Origin of the sequence: Crocosphaera chwakensis CCY0110 (genome assembly GCF_000169335.1) — a bacterium.
Classification (GTDB): domain Bacteria; phylum Cyanobacteriota; class Cyanobacteriia; order Cyanobacteriales; family Microcystaceae; genus Crocosphaera; species Crocosphaera chwakensis.
The window spans coordinates 17,832-34,063 of sequence record NZ_AAXW01000011.1 but is presented as its reverse complement, the minus strand read 5'-3'; the positions used below and the strand labels follow the sequence as shown (position 1 = coordinate 34,063).

At 35.2% G+C, this 16,232-nt stretch carries 5 protein-coding genes; all 5 read left to right on the top strand.

The features are described from left to right. The 5 genes from CY0110_RS08990 to CY0110_RS08970 all read left to right on the top strand — a co-directional run bounded on the left by CY0110_RS08990 (position 1) and on the right by CY0110_RS08970 (position 16,126). Entirely contained in the window at positions 1-996 is a 996-nt protein-coding gene (locus CY0110_RS08990; RefSeq protein WP_008275092.1) for a TauD/TfdA family dioxygenase, read from the top strand. Positions 997-1,055: 59 nt separating this feature from the next. After that, the gene (locus tag CY0110_RS08985; RefSeq protein WP_008275091.1) at positions 1,056-4,334 is read left to right on the top strand and encodes a non-ribosomal peptide synthetase; all 3,279 of its coding nucleotides are present in this window, start codon (positions 1,056-1,058) and stop codon (positions 4,332-4,334) included. Further along, positions 4,334-9,964 carry a non-ribosomal peptide synthetase gene (locus CY0110_RS08980; protein ID WP_008275090.1) on the top strand — a complete coding sequence of 1,877 codons (5,631 nt, stop codon included), beginning with the start codon at positions 4,334-4,336 and terminating at the stop codon, positions 9,962-9,964. The genes CY0110_RS08985 and CY0110_RS08980 overlap by 1 nt, the downstream gene beginning before the upstream one ends. Before the next feature lie 79 nt (positions 9,965-10,043). Next, the gene (locus CY0110_RS08975; RefSeq protein WP_008275089.1) at positions 10,044-14,360 is read left to right on the top strand and encodes a non-ribosomal peptide synthetase; all 4,317 of its coding nucleotides are present in this window, start codon (positions 10,044-10,046) and stop codon (positions 14,358-14,360) included. Positions 14,361-14,440: 80 nt separating this feature from the next. Further along, positions 14,441-16,126 (top strand): NAD+ synthase, encoded by a 1,686-nt coding sequence (locus tag CY0110_RS08970; protein ID WP_008275088.1) that lies wholly within the window; start codon positions 14,441-14,443, stop codon positions 16,124-16,126. Positions 16,127-16,232 lie beyond the last annotated feature (106 nt).

The following is a 16,232-nucleotide window of genomic DNA, read 5'->3' as shown; positions in this document are numbered from 1 at the left end:
ATGAAAAGTAAGACTTTAAAAACCATTAAACGACGTGCTATTAACTTATCTAATGCTCAATTAACGAAACAATATTTATTCAATAATTGCCCGATTCCTTTCATCATTGAAGCAACCCAAGAGCAAGTTAATCTGATATCTTGGAGTCTGAATCATCGAAATTTCATTAATAACCATTTGCAAAAAGAGGGTGCTATTTTATTCCGAGGATTTGAGATAAGAAATGTGAAGAAATTTGAGACGTTTATGACCTCTCTATTTGGTAATCTTCTCGATTATTCTTACGGTTCTACTCCCAGAAATAAACTAGAAGGACAAGTTTACACTTCAACAGAATATCCTCCTGATCAATTAATTCCGTTACATAACGAGATGTCATATACATCAAATTATCCTTTAAAAATTGCTTTTTGTTGTGTTAAAGCAGCAGAACAAGGGGGAGAAACTCCTATCGCTAATAGTCGAAAAATATTTGAAAAAATTGATCCCAAAATTCGCGATAAGTTTCAAGATAAAGGTGTAATGTATGTTAGAAACTATAGTGATAAACTAGATTTACCTTGGCAAAAAGTATTTCAGACTCATGATAAAACTAAAGTTGAAGCTTATTGTAAAAAAGCGAATATTGACTTTCAATGGATAGGAAATAATCTCAGAACCTGCGAAGTTTGTCAAGGAGTTATTAAGCATCCTCAAACACAAGAAATGGTTTGGTTTAATCAAGCTCATTTATTTCATATTTCTAGCTTAAGCTCAGAGGTTAAAGATAACCTTTTAGCTGTTTTAAAAGAGGAAGAATTACCCCGTAATACCTATTATGGCGATGGTACCCCTATAGAGGATTCAGTCTTAGCAGAAATTCGTCATATTTACCAGCAAGAAGCAGTTTACTTCTCTTGGCAGTCGGGGGATTTATTACTACTTGATAATTTATTGACGGCCCATGGCCGTCAACCTTTTGTCGGTTCTCGTCAGGTAGTGGTAGCTATGGGATAATTTTATTGATAAATATTCTTAACTATGTTATTCTCTATTGAGACTGAGGAACGAGAATTATGACAGACTTTGAAACATCTTTATCAACAGATATGAATGAGGGATTTCGTCTATCCCCCCAGCAAGAAAGAACTTGGTTATTACAAGGATTAGAATTTAGCTATCAATATCAAGTCAATGGTTCCCTAAGTATTAAAGGTAATCTTGATATTGAACGCTTAAAAATGGCAATTTATAAGGTCATGGAGCGTCACGAAATTTTACGGACAATCTTCCCTTGTTTACCAGGAATGAATATTCCTTTTCAGCAGATATTAACGATATCTAAGTTAGACTGGCAAGAAGAAGATTTAAGAGAAACTGATCATAATAAAGGGTTTAAACGTCTAAATATTATACAAAGCCAGTTTGCTCAAATACCATTTAACTTTGATAAAGCTCCTCCTATTAAGTTTAAGTTAGTTAGATTATTAGATGATAAGTTTTGCTTACTAATTCGCCTATCTGCTTTATGTGGAGATAGTCATTCTTTTAATATCTTTATTCAGGAAATTGTAGAAGCTTATCAGCATTATGAGACAAATAAAAAATTACCAGAAGTTGAGATACAATATGCTGATATTGCTGAATGGTTTCATGAACTGTTAGAAGATGAAGAAGGAGCGATCGCTCGATCCTTTTGGCGCGAAAAAGGAGAGCAATATGAAGCAAATCCTTCCTTAGTAATTGAAGAGTATAATCAACAAAGTTTTGACTTTACTCCCCAGTTAGAGAGAATTGAGCTATCATCTGAACTCTGGGATAAGATAAAAAAATTTGTAGATAGCTATGATATTTCTTTAGAAAACTTCTTTTATAGTAGTTTTATAACATTTATCTATAAAATAACTGGAAAAGCATCTTTTTTCTTCGGTAGGCAAACTCAGGGGCGTAGTTACGAAGAATTGGAGCAAGGTATTGGTTTATTTACTAAATATTTACCGAATAAAATTGAGTTAAACGAAACATCAATTTTTTTGGAAATACTGGAACTTAATCAACTAAATGATTCAGAAAATAAGAAATGGCAAGATTATTTTACTTGGGATAATTTTCAAGAAAAAGAAAAGAATATTAATCAAACAATTTTATCCTATAGTTTTGAATGGTATGAGTATCCACCAGAAAATAAAGTTAGTGATGTTTCTTTTTCTCTCATTGACAAAACAAGTGTTATTGAACCCTTTATACTTAAATTAGTCGTTCAATATCAAGATAGTAATTTAAAACTGTTTTTAGCTTACGATAATTATAAATTTGATAGTAAAACGATTAAAAAGCTCTGTAATCAATACAAAATCTTATTAAACGACATTATCGTCAAAGCTAGTTCTCCCATCAATCAATTAAATATTCTCAGTGAAGAAGATAAAGAGAATATTTTAAATAAATTTAACCAAAATAGCCTTAAATATTCTATTAAAAACTTAGTTTATCAGCAATTTGAAAAACAAGCAATACAGAAACCAGAACACCTAGCCCTTATTGACGAAAACCAGTCATTAACCTATGAAGAATTAAATCAAAAATCTAATCAACTCGCCCATTATCTCATCAAAAAAGGAGTCAAACCCGATTGCATTGTTCCCCTATTGGTTGAGCGTTCCGTGGACTTTATCGTAGGAATGTTAGCTATTCTCAAAGCAGGGGGTGCTTACCTCCCTCTAGATGCAACCTTGCCCTTAGAAGCTCTTAAATTGCGCGTAGAAGATGCACAAGCGAGTTTAATTATTACCCAGAATCATTTAAAGTTAAATTTAGCTGATCTTTCTTTAACTATCCTTAATTTAGACCAAGAACAGGATAACATTGCCCAAGAATCTACCGAAAATCCCAATATTCCCGTTGCTGCCGATAACTTAGTTTATGTGATCTATACGTCAGGTTCAACAGGAAAACCCAAAGGGGTTGGAGTAGAACATAAACAACTGTATAATTACGTCTATGGGATTCAAGACAAGCTAGACCTTCCCCCAGAGAGTCATTTTGCTAATGTATCTAGTTTTGCAGCCGATTTAGGCAATACGGTTATTTTTCCCCCATTGTGTACGGGAGGCTGTGTCCATATTATCTCCCAAGATAGAATCATGGATGCAGAAGGGTTCGCCGAATACTGTGATCATCATCCTATCGACTGCTTAAAAATTGTTCCATCGCACCTATCTACCCTATTAATTGCTGCTAAGCATCCTGAGAAGATTTTACCCAAAAAACGGTTAATTTTAGGGGGAGAAGCATCCAACTGGCAATTAATCAAAAAAATCAAACAATATGCTCCAGATTGCTGTATTTATAACCATTACGGCCCCACAGAAACAACCATCGGAGTGTTAACCTATTCTGTTACCTCAGATGAACCCGTCAGCGACTTGAACACGGTTCCTTTGGGGACTCCCCTTCCTAACACCCAGATGTACATCTTAGATAGATACTTGCAACCAGTTCCTATTGGGGTAACAGGAGAACTTTATATCGGTGGGGATAACCTATCTAGGGGATATCTAAACCAGCCAGAATTAACTGAAGAACGATTTATTGAGAATCCCTTTGATAAACAAACAAAATTGTATAAAACGGGGGATTTAGCCCGATATTTTCCCGATGGGACTATTGAATTTTTAGGAAGAAGCGATCGCCAGATTAAAATCAGAGGTTTTCGTATTGAGTTAGGGGAAGTCGAAGGAACCCTAAGACAACATCCCCAGATACAAGAAGCCGTTGTTACATCTTGGGAAGCATCTCCAGGAAACCCTCGTTTAGTGGCGTATCTTATCAGTTCAGAGGAGGAAAAACCAGAAAATGAAATATTAAACCACTTTTTAGCTCAAAAACTATCTGATTTCATGATTCCTAGCCATTTCCTTTGGTTAGATACCTTCCCCTTAACCCCCAACGGCAAAATTAACTATAAAGCATTGCCTTCACCTGACACAAGCAATTCTCAAACAAATTATATTGCGCCTAAAACTGCTATAGAGGAGATTTTATGCAATATTTGGCAAGATTTGCTCTCTTTAGAAAAAGTAGGAGTCAATCATAGCTTTTTTGACTTAGGGGGACATTCTTTATTAGCCACTCAACTCATTTCCCGTATTCGTCAAACCTTTCGAGCTGAAATTACCCTAAGAGACTTGTTTGATGACCCCACCATCAGCCATTTAAGCCAAACCCTAGTATCCCGTGAACCCAAACCCGGCCAAACCGAAAAAATTGCCCAAACCCTAAAAAAATTAAACAGCCTATCCCCCGAAGAAAAACAAAGACTGCTGGCACAAAAACGACAAGGAGGACAAGCATAATGCGTGCAGAAGACTTAGAATTGTTTGAATACCTACTCGAAGACGAAGGGGTAGACAGCACATCCCCCCAAGGTATCCCCCTACGAGACAACCCCGATGAGATACCCTTATCTTCCGCGCAAACTAGACTCTGGTTTCTCACCCAGTTAGACCCGGAAAGTTGTGCCTATAACTTGCCTGGGGCGTTGCAATTAACAGGAAAACTAAACTTTAAAGCCCTTGAAGATAGCATTAACGAGATTGTCCAGCGTCACGAAGTTTTACGGACTAATTTCAGGGAAATTGAAGGACAACCCCAAGCCCATCTTATTCCTAATATAACCGTTACTATTCCTATTATTGATTTACGGAGTCATTCGCCAGAAGATACCAACACTGAAATTGAACGTCTTAGCAAAGAAGAAGAAGAAACACCCTTTAACTTAGCTGAGAGTCCGTTAATCCGCTTAAAACTATTGCGTTTGACTGATGACGAACAAATACTACTCCTTAACCTCCATCACATTGTGGCCGATGCTTGGTCAAAAGGGGTTTTTATCGAAGAATTAAAACAACTATATTACGCCTTTTCCCTGGGAAAACCCTCGCCTCTGCCCGTTTTACCCATTCAATATGCCGATTTCGCCCACTGGCAACAAAAACGCCTTCAGGGGGAACTTTTGACCCAACAACTGGACTACTGGAAACAGCAACTTACCGATATTACCCCCTTATCCTTGCCTATTGATAAACCTCGTCCCCTCACCCAAACCTTTAACGGGGCTGGTGAATCTTTTATCTTGCCTTCTGCGGTGACAGAACAGTTAAATGCCTTAGCAAAGCAACAGGATGCCACCCTATTTATGACCTTATTAAGTGCATTTTTTGTGTTACTGTATCGCTACACTCAGCAAGAAGATATTTGTATCGGTTCTCCCATTGCTAACCGTAGTCATCAAGAAGTTGAGCCATTAATTGGCTTTTTCTTAAACACTTTAGTTTTTCGTGCCAATTTATCAAAAAATCCTAGTTTTTTAGATGTATTAAATCGGGTTAAAAAAGTTTGTTTAGAAGCTTATGAAAATCAGGACTTTCCCTTTGAGAAATTAGTTGAACAATTACAACCATCACGCCATTTGAATCATTCCCCCTTGTTTCAAGTGCTGTTTACATTACAGAAGAATACAGCAAAAGAAAACCTTTCGTTACCTGGGTTATCAGTAGAGGTGATAGAGAAGGAATGGACAACAGCAAAATTTGATTTGTCCTTGAACATGGAAGAGACAGACCAAGGGTTACGGGGAATGTTTGAATATAAAACAGACCTCTTTGAACCTGAAACCATCCAAAGAATGGTAGGTCATTTTTTAACCCTTTTAAATAATATTCTTTCTTCTCCTAATCAGAGTATTCAAACCGTACCTTTATTAACAGAATTAGAAAGACAAAATCTTTTAATCAAATGTAATAAAACCGATGCTAATTATCCTAAAAATAGCTGTTTACACCAACTCTTGGAAACACAAGCAGAAAAAACACCTGACAGAGTTGCCATTGAATTTAACAACAAAAAATTAACCTATTCTCAACTCAATCAAAAAGCCAATCAATTAGCCTATCACTTACAACAATCAGGGGTTAAACCTAATAACTTAGTCGCTATTTGTGTCGAACGTTCTATTGAAATGCTTATCGGACTCCTAGCCATTCTCAAAGCAGGAGGCACCTATATTCCTATCGACCCCACTTATCCTTCAGAACGTATTAATTATATTTTAGAACACAGTCAAGTTAACGTCATTTTAACCCAGTCTTGGGTGTGGAAAGAGAACAGGGAAAAATATACCATTATTGCTATCGATAAAATCACCCTACACCCCACACCCTACACCCCACACCCTCACCTAACACCCCAAGACTTAGCCTACATCATCTACACCTCCGGTTCCACAGGAAAACCCAAAGGAGTCGAAATATCTCACCAAGGGATAGTTAACTTTCTTTGGTCTATGGCCCAACAACCAGGAATCAACTCTGACGATATTTTACTATCAGTTACCACCCTCTCCTTTGACATCGCAGGGTTAGAACTTTTCTTACCCTTAATAACTGGGGCAAAAGTTGTCATAGTCAGTCGACAAACCGTTATCGATGGAGTCGCCTTAAGTCAAAAAATAGACCAATCTAACGCCAGTATGATGCAAGCAACTCCTGCCACCTGGCAGATGTTAATAGATGCAGGATGGAAAGGAAAGAAAGACCTCAAAATTCTTTGTGGTGGAGAAGCCTTATCTAAAACCTTAGTCAAAGAACTACTCACAAAAAGCCAAGAACTCTGGAATATGTATGGACCAACAGAAACCACCGTCTGGTCAATGATAGAAAAAATAGAAACAGAAGATAACATAACCATTGGTCGTCCCATTAACAATACTCAAATCTATATCTTAGATAACCATTTACAACCCGTACCGATAGGAATACCAGGAGAACTGTATATCGGAGGAGATGGGTTAGCAAGAGGATATGTCAACCGTCGAGACTTAACAGAAGAAAGATTTATCAACAGTCCCTTTAACCCAGGCAAAAAAATCTATAAAACAGGAGACATAGCCAAATATTTACCCAATGGAAAAGTAGAATATATCGGCAGAAGCGACTATCAAGTAAAAATACGAGGATTTAGAATAGAACTAGGGGAAATAGAAAGCCAGTTAAATCAACATTTAGGGGTGAAGAATGCTGTAGTTGTTGCTAAGAAAGAAGCATCAGGAATCAATCCCTTAGTGGCTTATTATGTTTCGCAAAAAGAAAGTAATGTTACTGATGAAAACTTAAGAGACTTTTTAAAGAAAAAGTTACCCGACTATATGATGCCTTTGGTCTTTATTTCTTTAGCCGAATTTCCTTTAACTCCTAATGGAAAGATTGACCGCAAGGCTTTACCTGAACCTCGTGAAACTTTTACAGATAAAGCTTTTACTGCCCCTCACACTCCTACAGAAAAAGAATTAGTAAGCATCTGGCAAGAAATTTTAGGGGTAATAGTTGGCATTAATAATGACTTCTTTGCCTTAGGAGGACATTCTTTATTAGCCACTCAAGTTATCTCTCGCATTCGACAAAAATTAAAAGTAGAAATACCTTTGCGATCGCTATTTGAATTTTCTACAATTGCTCAGTTAAGTCAAGTTATTGATAATCATAATATAACAGCAAAACCAATTATTAAAAAAGTATCCAGACAGCAACCCTTACCTCTATCCTTTGCTCAACAAAGATTATGGTTTTTAGATCAACTTGAACCTGAAAATCATGCTTATAATATGTCAGGAGCGATTCAGTTACAAGGAGAATTAAATGAAGAGGCATTAGAAAAGAGTATCAATGAAATTGTTAGACGACATGAAGTCCTAAGAACTACGTTTAACACGAATAATGGTCAACCCATTCAAGTGATAAAATCTCAAAATTATATTCCTTTAGACAAAGAAAACTTACAGTTAGTATCTAGGCAAGAAAAAGAGGAAAAAATTAAAGAAATTGCGATCCAAGAAACCGAAAAACCTTTTAACTTAGAAAAAGATAGCTTATTACGAACTAAGTTACTTAAATTAGAAGAAAATAGCCACATTTTACTTTTTACCTTGCATCATATTATTTTTGATATTTGGTCAACTGGAGTTATTATCAAAGAACTTTCTACTTTATACCATGCTTTTTGCCAAAATCAGCCCTCACCTTTGCCTGAATTACCAATACAATATGCTGACTTCGCTTATTGGCAACATCAATGGTTACAAGGGAAAACTTTAAAACAAGAATATCAATACTGGCTAAAAAAATTAGAAAACTTTCCTACTTTAAATCTTGCTGAAATCAACAAAAAAATTGGAACTATTTCTCATAAAAACTTATCCAAAGGTTCCCAAACATTTACCCTTTCCCCTACCTTATCACAGCAACTTAATAAGGTTTCACAGCAAACAGGTGTCACCCTATTTATGACCATTTTAGCTGCGTTAAATGTCTTATTGCATCGCCATACCAAAGAAAATGATATTGTCATCGGAACCGATGTTGCTAACCGTAACCACAAAGAAACTGAAGTATTAATAGGCTTTTTTATTAATATTATTTTGTTAAGAAATGACTTGTCAGGAAAGCCTAGTTTTCGAGAATTACTATCACAAATTAGGGAAACTACCTTAGAAGCTTATGCTCATCAAGACTTTCCTTTTGCCAAACTGGTCGAAATTTTACAACCCGAAAGAAGTCTTGACCAAACCCCTTTATTCCAAGTCTTATTAGTGTTTCAAAATGCTCCTGTCCCGCCCTTAGAATTATCAGGTTTAACCATTAAACCTCTGCAACTTTATGAAGGAGAAGCAAGGTTTGATCTGGTTTTATTCATTGAAGAAACCAGTGAAGGAATTAAAGGCACTTGGAAGTATAAAAGTAATATCTTAAACCCTTCTACTATTTATCAATTATCCAACCATTTTCAAACCCTTTTACAAAAAATTGTTAACAACCCAGACTTAACCATTGAGGAACTAGAAATGCAAAGCGAAGCCGAAAAAGAACAAAAAATCCAACAACAATCTCAACGAGAAAAAGCCAAACTTAATAAGTTTAAAAAATTCAAACGTATTCAACCTAAAGCTGTGGTTGTATCCTCAAAACAATTAATTAAAACGGAACAATTTAAACCTAATGAACCCTTACCGTTAATCATTCAGCCCAATATTAATGATATAGATATCATGGAATGGGCTAAAAATAATCGACCCTATTTAGAAGAAAAATTACAACAACACGGGGCAATTTTATTTAGAGGATTTAATTTTAATCAAGTTTCTGATTTTGAAACATTATCTCAAGCTATTTGTCCCAATTTATTTGGTAATTATGGGGACTTACCTAGAGAAGGAATTAGCAATAAAGTTTACGGTTCAACCCCTTATCCTGCTGATAAAGCTATCTTATTTCATAACGAAAGTTCTCACCTCAATAGTTGGCCTCAAAAAATCTGGTTTTTCTGTGTTCAACCTGCTGAACAAGGTGGGGAAACACCCATCGTTGACTGTCGAAAAATTTACCAAAAACTTGATAGTGATATTATACAAACCTTAGAAGAAAAACAGTTAATGTATGTTCGTAATTATAGCAAAGACTTTGATGTAAGCTGGCAAGAGTTTTTTAAGACAGATAATAAAAAACAAGTGGAAAGTTACTGCAAGAAAAATACAATCGAATGGGAATGGCTACCCAATGATGGGTTAAGAACTAAAAAAGTGTCTCCCGCTATTATTCAACATCCTACGACTCAAGAATGCGTCTTTTTTAATCAAGTTCAATTACATCATATCTCTTTTCTTGATTCTGATATTCGTCAATCTTTATTATCTAATTTTGGCTATGAAGGACTACCTCGCAATGTTTACTATGGGGATGGTTCACCCATTGAAGATAAAGTTATGAACCAAATTAAAACAATTTATCAAAACCTATCGGTTAGTTTTGCTTGGCAAAAAGGGGATATTTTAATGTTAGATAATATGTTGACTGCTCATAGTCGAAATCCCTACCAAGGAAAGCGCAAAATTGTTGTTGCAATGGGAAATTTAGTTAATTTACACGAGAGATAACCCAAGTAAGAAAGGTATTTCTTAAAATATCTCTGCATTTAACTCTTTTAAACTTTTAAAATATCAATAGTATAAAAACATGACTAATCAAACTATTCAAGGATTTCGGCTTTCACCACAACAAAAATATGTATGGTTAAAACAACAACCCATTAACCCCACATTGAGTAACCTATTTTGTTCACAAATTGCTCTTTTAATAAAAGGCAACTTACAAGTTAATCGCTTACAAAATTCCTTAGAAAGTATCATTAAGCGTTATGATATCCTGAGAACTAATTATAAACATATTCAAGGAATTAAGTTACCTGTTCAAGTGGTAAATGACTTTTTTTATCTTCATTGGAAACAAGATAAAAACCCAACTCAATCCATCGATCAAACCATTAAAAATATTTTTAAAGATCATCGAAAGAAGTTAAACAAACTGAATGAAATAACCTTATTTTATTCATCTTTATTAACTGTTTCAGAAACAGAAAATTTTTTATTAATTAGTTTACCTACATTAAATAGCGATGCAGAAACCCTCAAAAATTTAACCCAAGAAATTTATAATATTTATCATCAAAAAGATAATAATGACGAACCCATTCAATATTTACAATTTTCCGAATGGCAAAATGAATTATTAGAAGATGAAGACGCAACAGAAGGGTTTAATTATTGGCAACAAGAAAGACAACAACCTAAAGCTAGTTTAAAACTCCCTTTTGAACAGCAAACGTCAAACCCTTTTAACCCTAAAACTTATACTCTAGAAATTGACAAAAAAGTTACCGAAAAAATAAACAGTGTTGTTACAAGTTACAACATTACTATTGACAATTTTCTTCTAACTTGTTGGCAAATTTTTATATCAAAATTAACCAATGAAAACCATATCATTGTTAACACAAACTACAATGGAAGAACCTATGAAGAACTCCAAGATATTTTAGGATTAGTTAATAAATTGATCCCTGTTTGTGGTCAAATTGAGGAATCAACGACATTAAATAATTTACTCATTAAAACCCACGAAACCTTTAGTAATCATCGTCCTTGGCAAGACTATTACTTAGGAGATGAAGACGATATAACCCCGATAGCGTTTGAATTTCAAACTTATCCAAAACAGTATAAAGGAGATGAAATAACTATCAGTTTATATCAACAATATATCTGTAGCGATCGCTTTAAACTAAAACTCTTCTGTCTCCTCCAAGAAAATAGTCTTAAAACTCAGTTTTATTATGATGCTAGTATCTTCAATTTCCAAGAAATTCAACGGTTTGCTGAATATTTTCAAACCCTTTTACATAATATTTTAACTTATCCAAATACTCAAATAAAAGACCTAAAAATAATCAAAAAAAATCATATTAATCAATTACTAAATAAACTAAACCAAACGGATTTTGAACATCCTAGATTAACCTCATTTCAAGAAAAGTTTGAACAACAAGTTAAACAAACACCCGAAAATACTGCCCTTGTTTATGAAGAGAAAAAACTCTCCTATCAACAACTCAATGAAAAAGCAAACCAACTCGCCCATTACCTAATAAAACTAGGTATTAAACCCGATATGCCCATCCCTGTTTATGGCGATCGCTCTTTAGAAATGATAATTGCCATGTTAGGCATTATGAAAGCAGGAGGAGCTTATTTACCCATCGATTCCGCCCTACCTTTTGCTGGACTACAACAACGCCTAGAAGAAGTAAAAGCCGACATTTTAATCACACAAAAATTCCTAATAATTCCCCAATCTTTACCGAATTATAAAGTTATTAATTTAAATAAAGATTGGCAAACTATTTCCCAAAATAGTAACCAAAATCCTCAAATTCAACTAACCCCTGAAACCCTAGCCTATATTATCTTTACCTCTGGTTCTACGGGACAACCCAAAGGAGTAGCCATCGAACAGCGACAACTCCTTAACTACCTCCATAGCATCATCAAAGCATTAGATATTCCTATCAATGCCAACTTTGCCCTAGTTTCCACCCTAGCAGCAGACTTAGGCCATACTTGCATCTTTCCCGCCCTTGCAACTGGAGGATGTCTGCATCTCATTTCTCAAGAAAGAGCTGCCAATGCCAAAGCCCTCGGCGACTACTTCCAACAGCATTCCATTGACTGCCTAAAAATCGTCCCCTCCCATCTCCAGGCGTTACTCGCAGCTGATCCTCAAGGGTCATTTTTACCCCGTCAGCGACTCATATTAGGGGGAGAAGCAGCCCCTTGGGGACTCATTGACCAAATTCGGCAAAAAGCTCCTAATTGCCGTCTATTCAATCATTATGGACCTACAGAAACCACTGTCGGAGTCACCACATTCCCCATTGAATTTCAAACCCCAACCGTGGGAACCGTTCCCATTGGTCGCCCTATTGATAACACCCAACTGTACATCCTTGATCCCTACTTAAAACCTGTTCCTATGGGGGTTACAGGAGAATTGTATATCGGGGGTGCAGGGGTTGCGCGAGGCTATCTCAACCGCCCAGAATTAACCGCCCAACGCTTTATTAGTAACCCTTTTAATCCCCAGGAAAGACTTTATAAAACAGGGGATAATGTTCGTTATCTTGCCGACGGTAACATCGAATTTTTGGACAGATTAGATAATCAAGTGAAAATTCATGGATTTCGCATTGAATTGGGAGAAATTGAAGCCACGTTATTAGAAAATCCCCACATCTTTCAAGCTGTTGTTATTGCTAAAGAAGAGCATTTAATTGCTTATATTGTCGCGGAAAAAAACACCTCAGAACCCGATCAATGGCGAGAATTTTTACAGAGAAAATTACCTGACTATATGATCCCTTCTAGCTATGTTCAATTAAAAGCCCTTCCTCTCACTAAAAATGGCAAAATTGATCGCCATAAATTACCCGATCCCCAGATTCAAAATACGGTTGAATTTGTCGCCCCCAGAAATGAAATAGAAGCCCAACTGTGTGAAATTTGGGCGGAAGTGTTAGGGGTTGAAAGCATTGGTATTGATGATAACTTTTTCACTTTGGGAGGTCATTCTTTACAAGCCATTCAATTAGTCTCAAAAATTTCTATGGTCATGAACTGTGATATTTCTGTTAAATCCCTATTCTTGCGGCCAACCGTTGCTAAATTTAGCCCAATTTTAGAGAATAAATCTAAACCATCTCAACCCATGAATCAAGTCACTCAATCTAAACCCGAAGTACAGCTTTCTCCCTTTGTTAAAGTAGAACATCGTTCCTTGTTAACCTTATTACTAACGGGTAAAATTCCTCCTATTGACTCTGCTGCTTTAACTTATTTTCCTACTCCTGACTTTAATCAATTGGAGCAATTAGGCTGGACTCCACAAACGTTAATCGAAGAATTTTCTGATAATCTTCCTATTATTAGCACCATCTTAGAAACCCCATTAGGACGCATTGCTTTGATGTGCTTGCCTCGATTCCTTTATCAACTCTATGAAAATAAAAACAATACGGTTAATGTAATTATTGAAACCCTAGAATTGGCTAAACAAATAGGCGCAAAAACCGTCTCTTTAACCGGTTTGTTACCATCAGCAACGGATTACGGAAAAGCTGTGACCCAAGCTATTTCTTCTCGCCAAGATTTACCCCTAATCACCACCGGACACGGAACGACTAGCGCAACTGTAGTATTATCCATCGAAAATATTTTACGAGAAGCTAACCGTAACATTTCACAAGAAAAAATAGGATTTTTAGGGTTAGGTTCAGTGGGGATTAGTACCCTTCGCTTAATGTTAAAAACCCTACCCCATCCCCAAGAAATTCTACTTTGTGATATTTACGATAAATTAGACCAATTAGAGGCAATTAAACAAGAAATAATTAATCAATTTAACTTTAAAGGAGATGTTCATCTTATTCTGTCTAAAACAGAAGTACCGCCAGAAATGTATCAATCGGGTTTAATTGTCGGTGCCACTAATGTTGCTGATATTTTAGACGTTAATAAACTGAATCCTGGAACCTTAATTGTGGATGATTCTGCACCTCATTGTTTTTCTGCTGAAAAAGCTATCAAGCGATTAGAAACCCATCAAGATATCTTATTTACAGAAGGAGGAATTTTACGCCCATCTCAAGCTATAGAACGCTTGATTTATTTACCTAATAATATTCAAAAAGTTATGACAGAAGAACAACGTTATGCTTATCTAAATCGTCAACCTTTTAATATTACGGGTTGTGTCTTTTCTAGTTTACTTTCTACTCGGTTTGAACAATTAAAACCCACTTTGGGTTTAGTTGATTTAGATACCTCTCTACAACATTATAAAGTTCTCAAAGACCTCAATTTTAGAGCAGCCGATTTATCCTGCGAAAATTATCAGTTATCTACCCAATTAATTGATCGATTTCAACAGCAGTTCAAATAATTAACTAGAGGTTAAGTAAGCCAAAATAGACGGCTTAATCTCTAAATTCTGACCTATCAATTTACTCAAAATAAACAATAATGAAAATAGCGATCGCTCAACTTAATCCCGTCATTGGGGATATTGAGAATAATGCAAAAAAAATACTAGATGCTGCTCAAAAAGCTGTAAAAAAAAATGTCCGACTATTATTAACACCAGAACTTTCTTTATGTGGTTATCCTCCTCGTGATCTCTTGTTATATCCTAGTTTTATCGAATTTTTAACCATTCAATTACAAGAATTAGCTAAACAATTACCCCCTCAATTAGCTGTTTTAGTTGGTACTGTTACCCCCAATCATGCAGCAACTATTAAAGGGGAAAAACCTCTTTTTAATAGTGCTGTTTTATTAGAAAATGGAGAAATCAAACAAGTTTTTCATAAATGGTTATTACCCACTTATGACGTTTTTGATGAATATCGATATTTTGAACCTGGAAAAGAATTAAATTTTTTTCAAATATCTCTTAATAATAATTCTGAAGAAATTATCAAAATTGGAGTTACTATTTGTGAAGATTTATGGAATGATGAACAGTTTTGGCAAAAGCGTTCTTATCAACAGAATCCCATTGAAGAATTAGTTAATATTAATATCGACTTAATTATTAATTTATCTGCTTCTCCCTATCATCTCCATAAACCAAAACTACGAACACAGATGTTACAATCAAGTAGTTATCATTATCAAGTTCCGATTATTTATGTTAATCAAATTGGAGGAAATGATGACTTGATTTTTGATGGTAATAGTTTTGTGGTGAATGAAAAAGGAAATATTGTTTTAGCAGCCACAGCTTTTACAGAAGATTTTAAAATTTTTGAATTTGATCCTAAAGACAAAAAAATACCTTTAAACTCTATTAATCATTTACTCCCAATAGAAGAAGAAGAACTATTTTCTGCTTTAGTATTAGGACTAAAAGATTATGCTAAAAAATGCCAATTTACTAAAGTTGTTTTAGGATTAAGCGGGGGAATTGACTCCGCTTTAGTAGCTGCGATCGCAGCAGAAGCAATAGGAGAAAAAAATGTTTTAGGGGTATTAATGCCATCTCCTTATAGTTCCGATCATTCTATTAAAGATGCTAAAAAATTAGTCAAAAATCTAGGGATTAATCATCATATTTTACCCATTGGTGAAGTTATGAAAACCTACGATCAAGTCCTCGATCCTTTGTTTTCAGAGACAGAATTTGGCGTTGCTGAAGAAAATTTACAAGCTAGGATTCGAGGTAACTTATTAATGGCTTTAGCCAATAAATTCGGTTACTTGTTATTATCAACTGGCAATAAATCAGAAATGGCTGTAGGTTACTGTACATTATATGGTGATATGAATGGCGGTTTAGCTGTCATTGCCGATGTACCGAAAACTCGTGTATTTTCTCTGTGTCATTGGTTAAATCGTCACGAAGAAATTATCCCTAATAATATTTTAATTAAACCTCCTAGTGCTGAATTAAAACCCAACCAATTTGATCAAGATTCTCTTCCGTCTTATGAAATTCTTGATGTCATTTTAAATCTAAATATTAATCATTATCGATCGTTTCATGAAATTTGTCAGGCAGGATTTGATCCTCATATTGTTAAGCAAGTATTGAAATTAGTCACTCGTGCTGAATTTAAGCGTAAACAATCTCCTTTAGTGTTAAAAGTGACAGATAAAGCTTTTGGAACAGGTTGGCGTATGCCTATTTCACGGGGTGACAAGAATTAATAATTAATAATAGAAATTTATTTAAGGTTGGAAGATATAAGCTTTATAGTATGTAGATAGGTGTAATTAAATGTAAAATAGAAAGCTTTGTAGTAAAGGCTTTAGC

Coding starts and splice junctions, on each gene's coding strand:
- CY0110_RS08990 (WP_008275092.1), top strand. CDS start 1: ATGAAAAGTAAGACTTTAAAAACCATTAAACGACGTGCTATTAACTTA.
- CY0110_RS08985 (WP_008275091.1), top strand. CDS start 1,056: ATGACAGACTTTGAAACATCTTTATCAACAGATATGAATGAGGGATTT.
- CY0110_RS08980 (WP_008275090.1), top strand. CDS start 4,334: ATGCGTGCAGAAGACTTAGAATTGTTTGAATACCTACTCGAAGACGAA.
- CY0110_RS08975 (WP_008275089.1), top strand. CDS start 10,044: ATGACTAATCAAACTATTCAAGGATTTCGGCTTTCACCACAACAAAAA.
- CY0110_RS08970 (WP_008275088.1), top strand. CDS start 14,441: ATGAAAATAGCGATCGCTCAACTTAATCCCGTCATTGGGGATATTGAG.